Below are 17,768 nucleotides of genomic sequence, written 5' to 3'. Positions count from 1 at the left end.
CCCAAGGCCACTTATACTCCGATTCCTAACCGCGCCGGCTCGCGCTTACTTTTTGATCATACGTGCGTAAACGTGTTTCACATGCTAAAATAAAGCAGATTAACACGTACCTTATTCTCAGTTGAAGGAGTGGAGCATGATGCCACTAGTCCATATTGATTTGATTGAAGGCCGGTCGCCGGAGCAGCTTAAAGCACTGGTCAAAGATGTTACCGCCGCCATTGTTAAGGACACCGGAGCGCCGGCTGAGCATGTCCATATTGTCCTGAATGAAATGGCCAAGAACCATTATTCAGTTGCTGGCGTGCTTGAAGCGGACAAAAAGTAACCATTAAGACGTTCAGAAAGGAAGGGACTGCTGATGGCAGATACGCATGATCAAGCCGCCACCCAAGACCAGGCCTATTTTGATAAAATGAAACAGCAGATCCTGGATGCATTGGAAACCGTGATTGATCCGGAGTTGGGGATCGATCTGATTAACCTTGGCCTCATCTATGGGGTTGACTTGGATGAAAATGGTAAATGTACGGTTGAAATGACCCTTACCACCATGGGTTGCCCGTTAACCGATATGCTTGATGCCGATATCAAACAGGCGTTAACGGCGATTGACGGGATCCAAAGCGTTGAGATTCACCTTGTCTGGTACCCAGCGTGGGGCCCGGAACGTCTTAGTCGGTATGCTAAGATGGCACTGGGCATTCATTAGTACGAGGTTGTTGCCCCTGTTGCAAAAGCCGCCGTTCATGGCGGCTTTTGCCTGTTCTTTTGCGCGAAAAAAGGGTTAGCTAAGTAGCTGCCAGTATTTAGAATATGAGGTTAGGATGGCTTACTGGACACGACTCTTACAACTGGCTGAAAAATATCAGGCAATTTCACCGTTAAAAAAACAAATCGCAGCCATGACAGCGTGGCGGCTTGCGCTTGCCAACCAGCAATTACCGCAACATGCCTTGCCGTGGCTGGGGTTAACCACCCCTCAAATTGAACAGGCATTGTTACTGCCGGGAGCCAAATTGGCCGATTTGATGGCGTTGGATCATCTGCTTCACAATTTTAGGCGGTACATTGCGTTTCATGATGGTATGTGGTCGTTTGTGCATAAAGATTTTTTCGCGACATGGCAACAGTTGTATGGCCGTCAACGTTATCTGGAAGTCGCAGCGGGCAATGGCTATGTCAGTGCAGGATTACGTGATCAAGGAAATCCGACTATTACCACCGATGCTCATACATGGGTTGCGGAAAATGTCACCGGCCGCCAACCATTAGTGCCAGTGAAAACCGCTACCGCCAATGCAGCTTTATTTTTATATGCGGCACAAGTTGATGCGGTGGTCATGGCATGGAGCCCAGATAAAGACCCCAATGATGTGCGGTTTTTACATATCATGCAACGATACTTTCCTGATAAGCAATTGTTTGTGATTGGCGAGCGCTATGGTGCGACCAATAGCCGGTTATTTTGGCAGGAGGCGATGATGGTACCTGATCGCCGAATCTTTGCATTGAATCGCGCACTGGGTCATTTTGATGCAATTCATGAACGGGTGTATCGGTTGATGTGATGAGCGGAGTTGGTTTTAGTGTGTGGACTCACTTTCAATAAGGCGCCGGCTCGCGCTCACCATAACGCGCTCCCCGGCGCAGAAGTCTGCGTGTAAGGACCACAGCCGCAATGGCCAAAGACCGGCCATCACGTCTGTGGCCACTTACACTCCGACTTCAAACCGCGCCGGCTCGCGCTCACTTTTCCTAAGGAGGCCACTGTGAAGAAACTATTCTTAATCGACTTACTATGGATCGGCTTGGCAATTTTGGCTGGGTTGGTGTGGTCGCAGCATGATCAAAATGAATATGCCAGTCAGCTGGATCATCTTGGTATGTCTGAGACTGCCCAAGAATATGTGACGAAGAGTCAGCGGCAGGTGACGACTGCGGTTGCGGAACTGGCAAAGACTGACTTTTCGGGGTATCAAGTGCAGTTTGTGAGTAAGCAAGTGGTCTACGTGTATCAGCGTGGAACGGTTGCGAGCTTGCCGGTTGAAACTGGTCAATGGTTTTCGAATGGCGATTTTGAATCAAGTTTACCGGTTACGGTTGTCGGTCACGACTTAGCGGATAAACTCTACACTGGCAGCAATAATCAGCGTTATTTGAGCGTGAATGATCAATATGTTCCAGTGGTGGGAACTGTGGGCACGCGTAAGGGTAGTCCGCTGAACAAGGCGGTATTTCTTAATGCGTCACCCAATACCGCAAACGGTGGATTACGCCTCAAGCAGGTAAAAGTCTATGTTGACGGTGCAAATCAGCATGGTAAAGTGCTTAAAAGTATTCTGCGCGCCAATAAGGTTCATCGGGTTCATTTTAGTGATAGCAATGCCGCAACTTGGTGGCGCGCTTACGGACAGACAGCTTTATTCTGTGTGCTCTTATTGTTGGGGGCCGGTTTGCTGAGCGTCCTAATGGTGGTGCTCATCGGACCCTTGCAGACATCAGGACTAGAAATCAACATGCGTGCGCGGTATTTGCGCGGCGTCTTGTCGAGCTGTGCCAGCCACGTTGGCATCAGTTTGCTGCTTGGCGGTTTGTTTGCCAATTGGTGGTTTTACTATACGACCCGCGCCAGCATCTGGGGTTTCTTAATTATTTTAACGATTGCGACTGTTGTTTTCCTGCGATATTTGATTCGGAGAAAGGATCGAACAAGTGCAACTTCCTGAAGCATTTAAAGAAAAATATACCCAGTTATTAGGAGCGGACGCCTCGGCTTTTTTGGCTAGTTTTGATGACGAACCATTGGCGGGATTCCGGCGCGATCCGGCTAAACCTTGGCCATTAGACGAAAAGACCACGGATCCCATTCCTTGGAGTCCGTGGGGGTATTATGGCAAAGTTGCCGGAAACGGGATTGATCACGTTTCCGGGCTGGTTTATAGCCAAGAACCCAGTGCGCAATTTGTCGGGACAGTCGCGGCACCGCAAAAAGGGGAACGGGTGTTGGATCTATGTGCCGCTCCTGGTGGTAAATCCACGCAATTGGCTAGTTATCTTGGTGAAACCGGGTTACTGGTCAGCAATGAAATAAACGGGCCGCGGTCGAAGGTCCTTTCCGGTAATCTCGAACGTTGGGGAAGTCGGAATATTTTAGTGACCAATAATGATCCGGATACATTAGCCGCAGCCTGGCCGCAGACATTCGATCGGATTTTGGTCGATGCGCCTTGCTCCGGTGAAGGAATGTTTCGCAAAGATCCAGATGCGATTCAGTATTGGCACCGTGACTATCCGGCAGAATGTGCGGCACGACAAGAAGTCATTCTGCAAGCTGCAATTAAAATGCTGCGGCCAGGCGGAAGTTTGATTTATTCAACCTGCACGTTCAGTCCGGAAGAAGACGAACAAATCATTGCCTGGCTGCTTGCTCACTACGATTTGACGCTCGAACCCATTAAAAAGTCTCCAGGAATGGTTGCCGGTCGACCGGAATGGGCAGATGGCAATCCTGAATTGGCAAAAACAGTGCGGCTGTTTCCACATCTCGTACGCGGTGAAGGCCATTTCGTTGCCAAACTGCGACTTGCGGGTGAATTGCCGAACGAACCAGTAAAACCGCTAAAGATAAAACCTTTAGTGAAAGCCGCGCGGGATGAAGTGACCACTTTTTTCTCGACCAGCTTGCGTAAGCCGTTGACCGGACAATTTTACCGCCACGGGGACTTCCTGTCGTTACTCCCGAAAACCATGATACCGTTTGATCGCGTGAAGGTGGTTCGCGCGGGGCTTGAACTTGGAAGTTTCCGTAAAAACCGGTTTGAACCTAGCCACAGCATCGCAACTGCGCTAGATCCATCTGACTTTCAAACCGTGATTGAGGTGGATGCCGATGGTTATGCGCGCTACCGTCATGGCGAAACGCTCACGACCTCGCTGTCAGGGAAACGATTCGTCTTACTCACGTTTGAACATAAGCCGTTTGCAATCGGCAAGTTAGTCAATGGAACGGTTAAGAATTTCTATCCAAAAGGGCTGCGAGTTTAGTTGGCTTGCAATTTAGTATCAGCATCTTAAAAAGTAATCAAAAAGGATGTTAGTGACAGGCTAGGTATTGTCTGTTTACTAGCATCCTTTTGTTATTGACCTAAAATCAAATTGCTGGCAAGTGACGGACATGGCGATAATATTCTAATTCAGGACTGAGCACAGCCGGTGCCGTTTGCAGTGCTTGCCAGTTGGTCACGCCTAGCAATGCATACAGTTGCCGTAATTGTTGCAGGAATTCCTGAAAGTAGGCTAATGTAGCCGCATAGTCAGTTTGAATCAAGTGGTGCAGCACCAGTCCACTGATGCCCACCGCATGCGCCCCCAAGCGTTGTGCCTTAATGACATCCAGCGGCGATCGAATGCCACCGGTTGCCAGGATTGTTAACGGTAGTCCGCGGGCTTCAAGCAGTGACTCAACGGTTGTTTGCCCCCAATCCTGCAGGTAGGAAAAGTCGTGGTGGGGGCGGCGAGCATTTTCGATGACCGCAAAGTTCGTGCCGCCGCGCCCGCCGATATCGACATAATGAATGCCTAGTTGCTGCAAGGTTTGCAGATCTTCGCGGATGAAGCCGTTACCTACTTCCTTAACCACAACCGGAACCGAAGCAGTTGCTGCAATGGTACGGATATTTTCCTGCCACAAAAAGTCGCGATCACCTTCTGGCATGATCACTTCTTGTGCCGCATTGACGTGAATTTCAAGTGCATCCGCGTCTAACATACTAATTGCCTTTTCAGCTGCGTGCTGATCGTGTCCGGCACCGATATTGGCAAGAATAAAACCATCCGGATTATGATCACGCAGCGTTTTAAAAGTAGGGGCCAATTGAGGATCATGTAAGGCCACGGATTGAGAGCCGCTAGCAATTGCCAGATCAAGCGCCTGAGCTAATTGCCCTAGCTGAGCATTGAGCTTGCCGGTTTGCGGGGAACCTCCTGTCATCGCATTAATGTAAATCGGCCAACGCCAGCCAAAAGGAATGGGAGGCGTCAAGTCAACATCTGCTAATGAGGATTCCGGAAGTGCCCGGTGTAGTAGCCGAACTTGATCGAAGCCGGCATGCGCAGTCGCCTGAAAATATTTTTCCGCTAAAAAGACGTGCTCATCCTTGCGATGTGATTGCTGACTCTGTGTCATTAAATTGCTCCTTTGTAATCACTTGCGCGTCCGGGCCGAGGCGGGTGCTCAAAATCCGGTCGCCAAAAACAGGCTGCAAGGCGGTCATGAGAACATCCACGTACGGTGCGGTTGTGAGGATCTTGACGTTGGGTCCGGCATCCATCGTGGCAAACGCCGGAATGCCGAGTGCCCGCTGTTCTTGCACCAATTGCCAGGCGCGTAAAGTTTCCGGCAAAAAGTAGGTGAACGGCGGCTCCTCAGCCATAATGGCGGCGTGCATGCGCATACTCGATAATTCGGTGAGTGCACCAATCGTCGTCAGATCATTTTCGGCCAGTGCCGTGATCATAGGTGAAATTAACGCTTCATTCGATTGCACCCATGCCTGGTAATAAGGGCTGGTCGCAACCGTGTTGGCCATGCCTGTGCGGGAGCTGACTGCCTTTTTCTGATCAGAAACCGTGACGACCAACATCCGCAGCGGCAGCGTTGGCTGAATGGTTAGGGGTTCGGCAAACGAGGATTGATCATCGCTGCCACGGTGCCAAATCACCGCTCCGCCAAAGATTGAACGAGTGGCTGATCCTGAACCGCGACGTGCCAACCGTGACAAGGCGGTAGGGGTTAAATTTAGGCCAGCCGCGCGACTTGCAGCCAATGCCAGCGCCGCAAACGCAGAAGCCGAACTGGCCAAACCGGCAGCAGTCGGTACATGATTCAATGAGGTGACCCGAGCGCGTGTATCAATTTGGGCCAGGTGCCGAACATGATCCAAAAAGCGGCTGACAGCAGTAGGCGACTGCATTTGGTGATTCAACGTCAATTGATCCTGATTGAGTTCAGGGTCAAAAGTTACCGCCGTGTCCGTGTAAAAGTCATTTAGAGTAAGCGAAATACTGCTGGTTGCCGGCAGCATCAATTGCTTATTTGCTTTGCCCCAATATTTGATCAATGCAATGTTAGTGTGCGCGCGTGCATAAGTTGTCATAGCAGCCTCATTTCGTTTCAAAGTGGTATTCCCAGACTTTAACGGCATTGGCTACCTTTAGTGCCTGGATAATTGCCGGTGCCTGGTCCGCGGCGGCAAGGGCAATCATGCAGCCGCCCATGCCGGAACCGGTCAGTTTCGCCCCATATGCGCCGTTATCAAGGGCAACATTAATCAGTCGATCGAGTTCAGGACTGCTGACGCCAAGGGCCGCCAAGTCCGCTTGATCCCGATTTAAAAGTTGTCCTAGAGTGATAATGTCATCTTGTGCCAGTGCCAAAGCCGCCTGACGCACCGCATCGCCAATATCGGTAATCAGTGGCTGATACGTTTTCGGGTCCTTTTTTAATTTCTGAGCCACTTGATCAACCGCAATCTTCGTCTGACCGGCGATCCCAGTGTCGGCAATCAGTAAAACGCCATTGCGCGGCATCATGATGGATCGTAACGACTTGCCGCGGACAAACCACTGCGGCTTTTCAGCGCTAGCCGTAGCCGCATCCAAGCCGCTGGGGTTGCCGTGCAAAGCTTTTTCCGAGATCCCGGCCCAGTTTAGCAAAACCGAATGGCTGAGCGACGTTTGAAACGCATCGTAAAAGGCGCGCACAACGGCTACTGCAGTCGCTGCGGATGATCCCATGCCGCGTTCCGATGGCAAAGCACTGGTAATGGTCAGATGGAAGCCTTGATCAGCAGCATTGAAGAACACGAGCAGCCGGCGAATGAGCATGGCAATGCCGGCAAAATTGGTTAACTGACCCGCATTCAAATCGCCGGTAAAAAAGGCGGACGTGACTTCCTGCCGGCCATCAGGTATTGGCTCGACTTTAGCAGATAACCGAATACTTTTGACTGGCAAAGCGATGGCCGGTTCCCCATAAACAACGGCGTGCTCGCCAATGAGAATAATTTTTGCGTAACTTTTCCCCGTCCCGATTTTCATATAAACACCTCGTTAATATTCTTTACTTATAATAGCGCAAACCCTGATCGGACACTACTTAGTTATGCTAGACTAAAGCATAAGTCATCAGACACACGTATTTAAATAGTGAAACTGTTTTTGTTGGTGCGGTAGCCTTTAAGTAGGTGGTTTAAGAGAATGACGATTAAAATTAAGGTCGTCTTTGTACTGGGGCTGCTGTGCTAGTGGTTTTCTCACATCGCAACATGCGGGTTGGGGTAGGTTTTAACCGGGCTGGCTCGCGCTCATACCATAACGCGCTCCCCAGCGCAGAAGTCTGCGTGTAAGGACCTTGGTCGCAATGGCCAAAGCCCGGCCATCACGCCCAAGGCCGCTTACACTCCGACTTCTAACCGCGCCGGCTCGCGCTCACTTTTCTTAGGAGGTTTTCACATGGGGTTGCAGTTTATTCTCGGTGATGCAACGACGGATCATACCCAAACCATGGCGGCTATGATTCATGAAAAGCTTACCGCTGATTCCCAAAACCGGCTTTTTTTACTGGTACCAAACCATATTAAATTTGAAGCAGAAATTGATCTTCTCAAACGCTTGCGCCAATTGCAACAGGGGAACTCGGAGACTTACGTGCAAAGTCGCGTTCAGGTCTTATCCTTTTCCCGGTTGGCCTGGTTTTATTTGAAAAACACGCCGCTTTATCAGCAACCGCGGCTGGATCAAGCTAACAATACGATGTTGGTTGCCAAGATTCTTGCAGAACGGCAAGCGGACTTAACCATCTATGCCGGAGAAGCTCAGCATACTGGTTTTGTCACACAGCTTGCTGATCAATTGAGTGAACTCATGATTGGCCGGATTACCGCTGAAGATTTAGCCAATACCGTTGCGGCTCTGACACCAGGCGATCGGCACCGGGCTAAGTTGCGTGATTTAGGCATTATTCTTGATCAATATGAAGCAGAAATCGGTCCTTATGCGACAACCGCCAGTCTGCTAAGTGGGCTGCAGCAAGCCATGCGTACCCATGATCTCACCCACACGTTTATCTATCTCAACCATTTTAACGTATTTTCTGCTTCAGAGTCAGCACTGGTGGAAACGATGCTGGAAACCGCCGCAGAAGTGACGATCGGCCTCGTGTTGGATCGGCCTTATCCAACTACACCGCCTGTTGCTCCTAATCTCTTTTTACCAGCTGGTCGACTTTATCATCGTTTGTATCAAAAAGCCAAAACGATGCGCGTTCCCATTAGGCTAGATCAGTTTGCTCAGCCGCGGCACTTAAGCTTGGGCATGCGACGGGTGGCGAGTTGGTGGCAGGCTAATACCAATATCGAACCGCAGCCGACGCCACCCGCAAATGTTGCCGATCAGGTGCGTTTAGCCACTGCGACTGATCCCTATCAGGAATTGCGGCATGTGGCCCAATCTATCTATCAAGCGGTTCGCAACGGAGCACGTTATCGGGATTTTGTGATTCTTGCGCGGCGATTGGATCCGTATGCAACGATCATTCCGGCTATTTTTGCTGAATTTCAGATTCCCCAATTTACCGACTTGCAGCGGCCGATGAAGGATCATCCCTTAGTAGTGTTGATCGAAAGCCTATTTGCCATTCAGGATCATGACTATCAGTATCAAGACATCATGCGCTTGTTGCATACTGAGCTTTTGTTGCCGCAGGAGATGACGGTGGCAGATTATCGCGATGCCGTCGATACCCTCGACAATCATTTGGTTCGAACGGGGATTGCAGGTAAAAAACGCTGGACACAGACAGAACCATGGCGGTATTTTCAGCGTAATCCCGCTGCTGATGAAACGGAAATGGATCCTGAAGCCGATAAAACCGCTCAAATCAATGCCATAAAAACGCTGGTGGCTCAAACTGTGCCGGCCTTACTCAAACAATGGCAGGCAGCTAAAACCGGACTTGAAGCTGCGCGAAGTTTGTACCACTGGTTAACGAAAACCGGGGTAGTGGACCAGTTGAACGCGTGGCGAGAAGCAGCAAGTGCAGCCGGTGAACTTGCTCGCAGCCGAGCGCACGAACAAGCATGGACCACATTTACCGCTTTGCTGGATGATTACGTTACCATTTTGGGCAACGCTAAGTTTAATCGCGAGCAATTTCATGAGTTGCTTGCTGCCGGCTTTGCCAGTGCGACTTACACACAGATTCCTGCCACACTTGACGCGGTCGTGATTTCAGAAACCGGGTTAGTCCGATTAGCCAAAGCAAAACATATTTTTGTCATTGGGGCCACCAGCACTGCCATGCCGGATGTTCCTAATGATGACGGCGTTTTAAACAGTGAAGAGCGCCAATTATTAGCTGCACAGTTGCCAGATGACCGCTTTTTACCCGAGCAAGGCCCAACAACAACTTTAGGTGACCCGTTCATCAACTATTTGGGTTTTATGGCCGCCAGCGAGACGTTGACGTTAAGTTACCCCATGCAAAACCCGCAAGAAAATAGTGAAAATCAGGCGTCACCTTATTTTCAGCAACTGAAACGGGCGCTTCATCTCGTGCCCGAAACCTGGGCGCCGGTAACACTCGCGACAACGGTCAAATCTGTCCTTGGCAGCCCGCGGGCAATGTTAAGCGACTTCATTCGGGCTGCCGGTGATGCCCAGCAGCAAAAACAACCCCTGAGTCTGGCTTGGCAAAGTGTGTTAAGCGCATTGAAACAAACCGATTTAGCCAACCTGGCCCAACGCCTTGCCGGAAGTTTGACGTATCAAAATGATCCTGGCCGCCTTGATCCACAGCTGGCGGTGCAACTCTATGGCCGCGATATGAATGTTTCCGTGTCGCGATTGGAGACGTATTATCTTAATCATTTCGAATATTTCCTTAAATATGGTTTGCTGCTCCAACCGCGCCCGGAATTTGAGCTTTCACCAGCCGACACCGGTAGTCTTTTTCATGCCGTGCTTGATCGATATTTAACCCATTTGCGTGATCAACAACAAAACTTGGCCGATGTTGACCCCGCGGCGATTATGACTGCTGTACCGCCGATGGTTGCCGAGATTGCCAAACAGCCGGGGTATGAAATCCTCGGCAGTACGTATCGCATGACTTATTTGACCAAGCGCTTAAGTCGACTGCTCATTCAGGTTTTGCTCAACATGCGCCAGCAACAGCAACGCAGCGGCTTCCGCCCGGTGCGCACCGAGCTGCAGTTTGGCCGGATTGGCGATACCAAGGGACTGCCAGGCTTATCATGGCCGTTGCCGCATGGGGGTCGCGTCAATGTTCGCGGTAAAATCGATCGGCTTGATATTTATCGCGAACCTGATGCCCGGCGTTTTATTATTGTCGATTATAAAAGTGGGCAACGCCGCTTCGATGATAGTGACGCTTATTATGGCATTGCCTTGCAAATGCTGACTTACATTGAAGCAATGACCAACGTGACGGCAGAGCCACCGTTTGTTCCGGCGGGGGCGCTGTATTTTCACTTGCAGGATCCTAAACTCAAATACACGCCTGAATTGGAACCGGCACTTGAGCGACTCAAAGCCTTCAAGTATCTGGGTTTCTTAGTCGCCGAACACGGAGATGAGCTGGCGGCCGTGGATCGTACCATTTCACCGGAAAGTGGCGGTCGTAGTGAGATTGCCCCGCTTGGCTTTAAAAAAGATGGCAGTTTCAACCAGAATCAGTCAAACGTCCTGACTCCCGAGGCGTTGCGGGCTTATTTGGCTCACAATCAGGCGCTGATTATCGATGCAGCCACGCAAATTCTTGCGGGGGATATTGCACTTGAGCCTTTCCAATATGGCCAGTCTTCCACGATTGTCAGTCGCAGCGACTATCAAAGTATTATGCTGTTTGACCCTGCAACCGGTTTTGATCATTACCATCACGTCCCTAAGTTAAAGCGTAAAGACGTGATTGGACGCCTTACCGCTGACCCGACACAAATACCGCATTCTGAAAAGGAGCATCCACAGTCATGACGCAATTTACCCCATCGCAACAAGCAGCTATTAACCATCACGGCCATGATATGTTGGTATCAGCCTCGGCTGGCAGCGGCAAGACCACTGTATTAGTTGAACGGATTATTCAAAAGATTCTCAAGCAGCACGCCGATATTACCAGAATGTTGATCGTGACTTTTACGCGAGCGGCAACTTCGGAAATGCGGACTAAGATTCAGACTGCCTTGAAGCAAACACTGACCGCCAAGCGACATGAGTTAAATGCTGAGGATCGGCGCCATCTGGCCAACCAGATTGCCATGGTAAACGCGGCTAAAATCAGTACGTTGGATGCTTTTAGTTTGCAAATCGTCCAAACTTATTACTATGTCATCGATTTGGATCCGGGTTTTCGGTTACTGACCGATGAAACTGAACGCTATATGTTGCAAGAACAGGTTTGGAACGATTTGCGCGAACAATTTTATGCTGGTGACGAAGCGGCGGAATTCGAGCAATTGACCGCTAACTTTAGCGGCGATCGGGATGATAGTGGCCTTCAGGATTTAATGTTCGAGTTAATGCGCCAAGCTGCTGCCACAACCGATCCCAAAGCTTACTTGCAACAACTGGCAAAGCCTTATGCACCAGAAGCTTGGGCGGCGACCTTCACGCACCAGATTTGGCCGCGAACCAAACGCAAACTCATGCAAGTGATCACCACGCTGACGCAAGCGGATGAGCTGGCCAACCGCTTGCCAAATCCAGTCTGGCATCAACAAATCACAGCCGATTTGAACCCGTTACAAAGTTTATTAGACAACCCCAAGCCGAGCTATGAAGCGGTTCGCGGGGTCTTAGTTCAGCATGACTTTTTAGCGTGGTCTCGCGCCAGCAAAGGTCTTGACGACGACGACAAAGCACTCAAAAATGAGGCTAAACAACAGCGGGATGCCGCTAAAAAAATATGGCAGGATCAGTTAGCACCGGATTTTGCCTTAACAAGTGAGCAAATCACCGACTTACTCCACACAGTGCAACCGATGATGACCATGCTGACGGAGGTGGCCTTAACCTTTTTAGATGCGCTGACCGCAGAAAAGGCGGTTCGGCATGTGCAAGACTATAGCGATATTGCGCATAACGCACTGCGAATCCTGCAGCAAAAAGATCCCCAAACCGGCGCACCGATTGCTGACAATTATCGCGCCAGTTTCGATGAGGTGATGGTCGACGAGTATCAAGACATTAGCCCCTTACAAGAAGCGTTACTGGCAGCCGTCAGCACAACCGACCCCGGCGATCGCTTTATGGTCGGGGATGTGAAGCAAAGTATCTATGGATTTCGCTTAGCTGACCCGCAGTTATTCATTCAAAAATATCAGGCGTTTGCAAGTCATCCGGAAACACCCACCGCGCCTGAACGGATTATTTTGGCAGAAAATTTTCGCTCGACTAAAAATGTTTTGGCGTTCACCAATCTTATTTTTAGCCAGATTATGGATCCTGAAGTCGGCGATTTGGCTTATGACGACAATGCTGCGTTAAAGTATGGTGCGCTTGATTATGGCGATTGCCACCCAGCGGTCAAAGTCATGCTATATAGCAAAGCGACTTCGGACGATGATGACGAAACCAACGCGACTTCGGACTGGTCTGCAACCGATGAAGATGACGAGCCGCTGGATGTTGCAACCGGTCAAACACAAATGGTCATTGCCGAGATCCAGCGGTTAGTTCAGGATCCCGATGCACAATTATGGGATCGTGCCAACCAGCAATATCGGCGTATCCGGTATCGCGATATTACGCTTTTAACACGCCAAACCACCCAAAACAGCCTCATTCAAACCCAATTTGCCGCAGCCGGCGTACCATTATTCGTGGCTGATACCAAGAATTTCTTCAAGACGACGGAATTGATGGTGATGCTGGCACTCCTCAAAATCATCGATAATCCTAAGCAAGATATTCCGTTAGTTGCGGTTTTGCGCTCGCCGATTGTCGGCCTCTCAGCTGATCAGTTAGCCTTGATTCGATTGGCAGCCAAACAAGTACCTTATTATGACGCGGTGACCGCTTTTCTCACCGGAACACCGACAACGCCGCTGGCTAAACGCACTCACGCCACGTTGACCACATTTTTGGACCAACTCAATCATTTTCGCGATCTGGCCCGGGAAAATGATCTCGTGACATTGTTGTGGGCAATTTATCAGGAAACCGGCTTTCTCGATTATGTTGGCGGCACCCCTGGCGGCAGTCAACGCCAGGCAAATTTACTTGCCTTGGTTGATCGTGCTCGGACTTATGAATCTGGCGGCTTTAAAGGTTTGTTTGCCTTCATTCATTTCATTACCTTGATGCAAAAGCAGGATCAGGACCTTGCCACACCGGCTCAGGTTGATCCGGATAACGATGCCGTCAAATTGATGACGATTCACAAGAGTAAAGGGCTTGAGTTTCCGGTTGTTTTTGTCTTACAAACGAACAAACACTTTAACCGTCGCGATCAAAGCGGACCGGCAATTTTGACTAAAAATGGGATCGGTATTAAGTGGCTTGACCCGCAAACCCGGGTGGAATATGAGTTACCGCAATACCAAGCCGCCAAAGCCGCTCGACAAAATCAAACATTGGCTGAAGAAATGCGTCTTTTGTATGTGGCGTTGACGCGTGCCCAGCAACGCCTCTATGTTGTTGGCGCAACCATGAGCGGGCAGCAATTAACTTCGGCTGACAAAACGGTTGCCAAGTGGGCCAAGGCCGCGGAAGGTGAACAGCTCACGCTTGCACCGCAAATTCGCGGGGCGGCAACGAATTATCTGGATTGGATCGGACCGGCCCTCATTCGTCATCCGCAAGTCAAAGGACTGACTGAAACCACCGTCAAACCGGCCTTGGTAGCTGATCCAACCGAGTTTTCGATTGCAATCGAGACCCATCCGCAAATTAAAGTCGGAGCGGCGACCAAAACGCCAGCCAAAACAGATGCACCGGCAATTGAGCTGACAGGATGGTTTGCCACGCAGTATCCATTCCAAGCTGCCACGACAACGGCAGGCTTTCAAAGTGTTTCGGAAATCAAGCGGGCTTTTGACGATCCGGATACGATGGAACTAGTGAGTGCCGACCGATTTTTAGGGCCGAAACCGCCGCTACACGATTTAGGTGCGCCGGCATTTTTGACCGAAACTTACGGTGGTGGGAATGCTGCTGCGATTGGAACGGCGACGCATTTATTGCTCCAATTGGTTGACCTGACCAAACCGATTACGCTAAACAGTCTAGAAGCCTTGCGACACCACTTGATAACCACCGGGGTCATGCCGACAGAGGTTGCCAAGCGGATTGACCTAACTGCTTTGGTGCGCTTTTTTGCAACCGATCTAGGACAGTTATTGCAAGCTAAGCCGCAACAGGTGCAACGGGAAGTGCCGTTTTCCATGTTGTTGCCTGCCAATCAGTTGTTTGAGATTTTACAAAATGACCCCGGCGAGGATGTTTTGGTTCACGGGATCATGGACGGTTATGTAACTGAGGCCGATGGTGTCACGTTGTTTGACTATAAAACCGATCACGAGCCCGATCCGGCAAAATTAGTGGCGCGTTATCGTGGCCAACTGAACTTATACGCTCAGGCCTTGACGCAACTTCAACCCAAGCCGGTTACCCATCGTTATCTGGTCTTGTTACGAACAGGAACGATTGTGGATTTAGTAGCAGAGTCAACAGGGAAATAGTATGATAGATGCAGTATGTTTAGACAGGAATGGTTAAAAGTTCATGAATGCTGACACCACTTTTGCTGTGGTTGATTTGGAAACAACCGGAACCAGTGTCAAGGACGGCGACCGTATGATTCAATTCGGTTGTGCTTTGGTGCGCCATGGCAAGATCATTCAAACAATTTCACAAATGATCAACCCGGATCGGTCAGTCCCGCAGACGATCCAGCGGTTGACCGGAATCAGCCCTGAACGGTTAGTCGCGGCGCCGTATTTTGATGAGGTAGCGCCCGCGCTTCACCAAGTGCTAACTAAGACGGTCTTTGTGGCGCACAATGTTAATTTTGATTATCCGTTTCTAAATGCAGAGTTTGAGCGTATCGGTTTACCAAAATTACAGCTTGAGGCGATTGATACTGTTGAGTTGGCACAGGTGTTACTTCCAGAAATCAGCAGTTTTCGACTCAGTGATTTGACGACTCATTTTGCGATCCAACATGACAACCCGCATCAAGCCGATAGTGACGCTACCAGTACCGCGAAACTACTGTTGCAACTAAAGGCGCGCTTTCAGGCCTTACCGACACCAACGCAACAGGCCTTGATTCAGCGTCACGATGGCTTTATTCGCGAAACCGGTGATTATCTGAAAATGATCGCGTCACCCCCCAGACCGTTAAAAAAAGAATTTGTTCAGGTCGGGCCATTGGTGTTACGTCGGCCGACGACTACACCAACCGATTTGGCAACGGCTGGCGCTTATCCAGCAACCGAACTAGCCAAAAAACATCTGCTACAGCCGCGCTATCGCTTTCGTAAAGCACAGGCCAAGATGATGGATGCCATTTTCACGCATGCGCAAAAAACCGAAATACCATTATTCATCGAAGCAGGGACTGGCTTGGGGAAGACATTGGGCTATTTACTGCCTTATGCTTACCTTGCCACACCTGAGCAAAAGTTGGTTGTGGCAACGTCAACCCTGGTTTTGCAAACGCAGCTGATAACGCAAGCCATTCCCGAACTTGATGCCTTGCTTGGGCGCACGTTACCCACGGTTGAGCTGAAAAGTCCCCAGCATTATCTTGATCTCAATAAATTTGCTGCTAGTCTTCACCAAGAAGGACCGACTCGCCAAACCCAACTGTTGCAAATGAAATTACTGGTATGGCTGACTCAAACAACGACAGGGGATTTAGATGAGCTGCATTTAACCACTTATCGCGCGCCGTTGTTTGCTGAAATCCGGCATTCCGGTGATGTTGGCACGCCATTCATCAATCCTTTTTATACGTTCGATTTTTATCGGCGGCTGCAGGCTAAACTGGCTGATGCAGTGGTGGTGGTAACAAACCACGCGTTTCTTTCACGGCATGCAGACACGTTACCATTTAAACGGCCATTTCTAGTAGTCGATGAGGCGCAGCACTTTGCCGACAATACTGCTGCCGCGTTTGCACGGCGGGTGGCGCTTGACCACTTAAATCATCAGTTGCATCGTGTATGGCAATTGAGTGAACCAGACGAACGGCATTCATTGACAGCGATTTATCAAAGTGAACCTGCCATGCTAACGGTGTTACAGCAACTGAATCAACAGGCAGCCACTGCCGAGACGGCTGTGAATACCTTGCAGCGTCAGATCCATCGCCACTTCTTCTTTGGCAAAACAACTGCAGCTTCAGGTTTTGTGAACTTAAGTTTGGATTCAGCAGCGGCCAAGTGGCTCGAACAGACACAAACGGCCACCATCAAATCGCTCATTAAAGTTCTTGGGAGGCTGACGGTCACAACTGACAAATTAACCGCTGATTTTAACCGCCGACCGCATTTCTTCTTAAAAAGCGATGGGCAGCAGTTTCAAGCGTTAGCAGCGCTGCGAATCGCCTTGGCAGATCATCGTCAGCTTCTTCAAGAGTTACTAAGCCGGTTGCCGGATTTAATTGCCGGGCAGGCGGTGATTATGTCCGTTAATTTACGCCAGATTACCGATGTGGCGAGTCTGGAATTAAGTTGGGATGTTTTCCAAGTCGGATCTGCCGTTCAGCAACTGATTCATCATTTTGAAGCGCCAGTATTCGTCGGTGCCACCTTGACGGCTGAGCGTTCATTTGATTTTCTAACTGCCCAATTAGGCTATCACGAATTACCGGAATCCAGCTTCTTAAAACTCCGCAGTCCATTTCATTATCGCGATCAGGCCAAGGTTTTAGTGGCAACAGATGCTCCTCATGCCGCGGACGTCTCGGATGATGCCTACGCTGATTATTTAGCGATGGCCATTGAACAACTGGCGGATAATCAATATCAAACGATTGTCTTATTTAATTCTTTATCCGTCATTGAGGCCGTCTACCAACGTTTGATCCATCGACCAATTGCCGGGCACAAAGAGCTATTGGCTCAAGGTGTCACCGGTTCAGCGGAAAAAATTGCCAAACGGTTTGCAGTTGGCGAGCAAAGTTTACTCTTAGGGGCAGCAAGCTTTTTTGAAGGCATTGATTATCCCGATCGACTGCTTGAAATCGTCATTTTAACGCGGTTGCCCTTTGATGCGCCTGAAGCGCCGATCACCAAAGCCCGATACCGTCAGATTCAATTAAGCGGCGGCGATCCGTTCACAGAAGATGCCCTACCGCGTGCGATCTTGCGGCTGCGTCAAAGCTTCGGCCGCCTCATCCGCACCGAAACCGACCGCGGCGCCTTCATCATCCTCGATCCACGCTTCATCACCACCGCGTATGGTAAGAAAATGCAAAAATCCTTACCAAATATTAAACCAATGACATTGCCACTCACCGATATTCCGGGGTACATTAGAATGTGGTTAAGAAGCAAGAGCGCGAACAGGCCCGTTTAGAAACCGGAACATAAGTGGCCTTGATTCCAAATGGCCGGGTTTTGGCCATTTGGAATCAAGGTCCTTATGTGCAGGTTTCTGGGCCTATGAGCGCGTTTACGAAAGGTATCGGTCAACACACCAAAAAGTTGCCCGAGTTTACCACACTTTGGCCATTTGGA

The 17,768-nt window shown here is 49.9% G+C and carries 11 protein-coding genes; 8 read left to right on the top strand and 3 right to left on the bottom strand.

Going from position 1 to position 17,768, the window contains the following annotated elements:
* The first annotated feature begins 139 nt into the window (after positions 1-139).
* The 5 genes from ACWP87_RS01215 to ACWP87_RS01195 all read left to right on the top strand — a co-directional run bounded on the left by ACWP87_RS01215 (position 140) and on the right by ACWP87_RS01195 (position 4,047).
* The gene (locus tag ACWP87_RS01215) at positions 140-328 is read left to right on the top strand and encodes a 2-hydroxymuconate tautomerase (protein WP_005685917.1); all 189 of its coding nucleotides are present in this window, start codon (positions 140-142) and stop codon (positions 326-328) included.
* Positions 329-361: 33 nt separating this feature from the next.
* Positions 362-712 carry a metal-sulfur cluster assembly factor gene (locus tag ACWP87_RS01210; RefSeq protein ID WP_005685914.1) on the top strand — a complete coding sequence of 117 codons (351 nt, stop codon included), beginning with the start codon at positions 362-364 and terminating at the stop codon, positions 710-712.
* A gap of 115 nt (positions 713-827) precedes the next feature.
* A complete protein-coding gene (locus ACWP87_RS01205) occupies positions 828-1,571 on the top strand; it encodes a hypothetical protein (protein ID WP_005685911.1) in 744 nt (247 codons plus the stop codon).
* A 201-nt stretch (positions 1,572-1,772) separates the two neighbouring features.
* Positions 1,773-2,729: an ABC transporter permease gene (locus tag ACWP87_RS01200; RefSeq protein ID WP_005685909.1), complete on the top strand. Its 957-nt coding sequence runs from the start codon at positions 1,773-1,775 to the stop codon at positions 2,727-2,729.
* Positions 2,716-4,047 carry an RsmF rRNA methyltransferase first C-terminal domain-containing protein gene (locus ACWP87_RS01195; RefSeq protein ID WP_014569664.1) on the top strand — a complete coding sequence of 444 codons (1,332 nt, stop codon included), beginning with the start codon at positions 2,716-2,718 and terminating at the stop codon, positions 4,045-4,047. Before ACWP87_RS01200 ends, ACWP87_RS01195 begins: the two co-directional genes overlap by 14 nt.
* A 106-nt stretch (positions 4,048-4,153) precedes the next feature.
* On the opposite strand, the gene fni is transcribed toward ACWP87_RS01195, so the two are convergent.
* The 3 genes from fni to mvk are packed head-to-tail and all read right to left on the bottom strand — an operon-like array spanning position 4,154 to position 7,101.
* Positions 4,154-5,188, bottom strand: a complete 1,035-nt coding sequence (gene fni / locus ACWP87_RS01190) for a type 2 isopentenyl-diphosphate Delta-isomerase (protein ID WP_005685905.1) — start codon at positions 5,186-5,188, stop codon at positions 4,154-4,156.
* The gene (mvaD, locus tag ACWP87_RS01185; RefSeq protein WP_005685903.1) at positions 5,154-6,158 is read right to left on the bottom strand and encodes a diphosphomevalonate decarboxylase; all 1,005 of its coding nucleotides are present in this window, start codon (positions 6,156-6,158) and stop codon (positions 5,154-5,156) included. Before mvaD ends, fni begins: the two co-directional genes overlap by 35 nt.
* Before the next feature lie 7 nt (positions 6,159-6,165).
* Positions 6,166-7,101 carry a mevalonate kinase gene (mvk, locus tag ACWP87_RS01180; RefSeq protein ID WP_005685900.1) on the bottom strand — a complete coding sequence of 312 codons (936 nt, stop codon included), beginning with the start codon at positions 7,099-7,101 and terminating at the stop codon, positions 6,166-6,168.
* Positions 7,102-7,515: 414 nt separating this feature from the next.
* Between mvk and ACWP87_RS01175 the strand changes: the two genes are divergently transcribed.
* Genes ACWP87_RS01175 through ACWP87_RS01165 form a run of 3 tightly spaced genes read left to right on the top strand, consistent with a single transcriptional unit; the run spans position 7,516 to position 17,607 of the window.
* Positions 7,516-11,055, top strand: a complete 3,540-nt coding sequence (locus tag ACWP87_RS01175) for a PD-(D/E)XK nuclease family protein (protein ID WP_005685898.1) — start codon at positions 7,516-7,518, stop codon at positions 11,053-11,055.
* Positions 11,052-14,762, top strand: a complete 3,711-nt coding sequence (gene addA / locus ACWP87_RS01170) for a helicase-exonuclease AddAB subunit AddA (protein ID WP_005685897.1) — start codon at positions 11,052-11,054, stop codon at positions 14,760-14,762. The genes ACWP87_RS01175 and addA overlap by 4 nt, the downstream gene beginning before the upstream one ends.
* Before the next feature lie 43 nt (positions 14,763-14,805).
* Positions 14,806-17,607 (top strand): helicase C-terminal domain-containing protein, encoded by a 2,802-nt coding sequence (locus tag ACWP87_RS01165; RefSeq protein WP_005685896.1) that lies wholly within the window; start codon positions 14,806-14,808, stop codon positions 17,605-17,607.
* The last annotated feature ends 161 nt before the right edge of the window (positions 17,608-17,768 follow it).

It is taken from the genome of Lacticaseibacillus sp. 22, assembly GCF_055413445.1.
The sequence above is the reverse complement of the archived record's forward strand: the minus strand, read 5'-3'. Positions and strand labels throughout refer to the sequence as shown.

Excerpts from the sequence above, each read along its gene's own strand:
- ACWP87_RS01215 (WP_005685917.1), top strand. The coding sequence starts at position 140 with ATGCCACTAGTCCATATTGATTTGATTGAAGGCCGGTCGCCGGAGCAG.
- ACWP87_RS01210 (WP_005685914.1), top strand. The coding sequence starts at position 362 with ATGGCAGATACGCATGATCAAGCCGCCACCCAAGACCAGGCCTATTTT.
- ACWP87_RS01205 (WP_005685911.1), top strand. The coding sequence starts at position 828 with ATGGCTTACTGGACACGACTCTTACAACTGGCTGAAAAATATCAGGCA.
- fni (WP_005685905.1), bottom strand. The coding sequence starts at position 5,188 with ATGACACAGAGTCAGCAATCACATCGCAAGGATGAGCACGTCTTTTTA.
- mvaD (WP_005685903.1), bottom strand. The coding sequence starts at position 6,158 with ATGACAACTTATGCACGCGCGCACACTAACATTGCATTGATCAAATAT.
- mvk (WP_005685900.1), bottom strand. The coding sequence starts at position 7,101 with ATGAAAATCGGGACGGGGAAAAGTTACGCAAAAATTATTCTCATTGGC.
- ACWP87_RS01175 (WP_005685898.1), top strand. The coding sequence starts at position 7,516 with ATGGGGTTGCAGTTTATTCTCGGTGATGCAACGACGGATCATACCCAA.
- addA (WP_005685897.1), top strand. The coding sequence starts at position 11,052 with ATGACGCAATTTACCCCATCGCAACAAGCAGCTATTAACCATCACGGC.
- ACWP87_RS01165 (WP_005685896.1), top strand. The coding sequence starts at position 14,806 with ATGAATGCTGACACCACTTTTGCTGTGGTTGATTTGGAAACAACCGGA.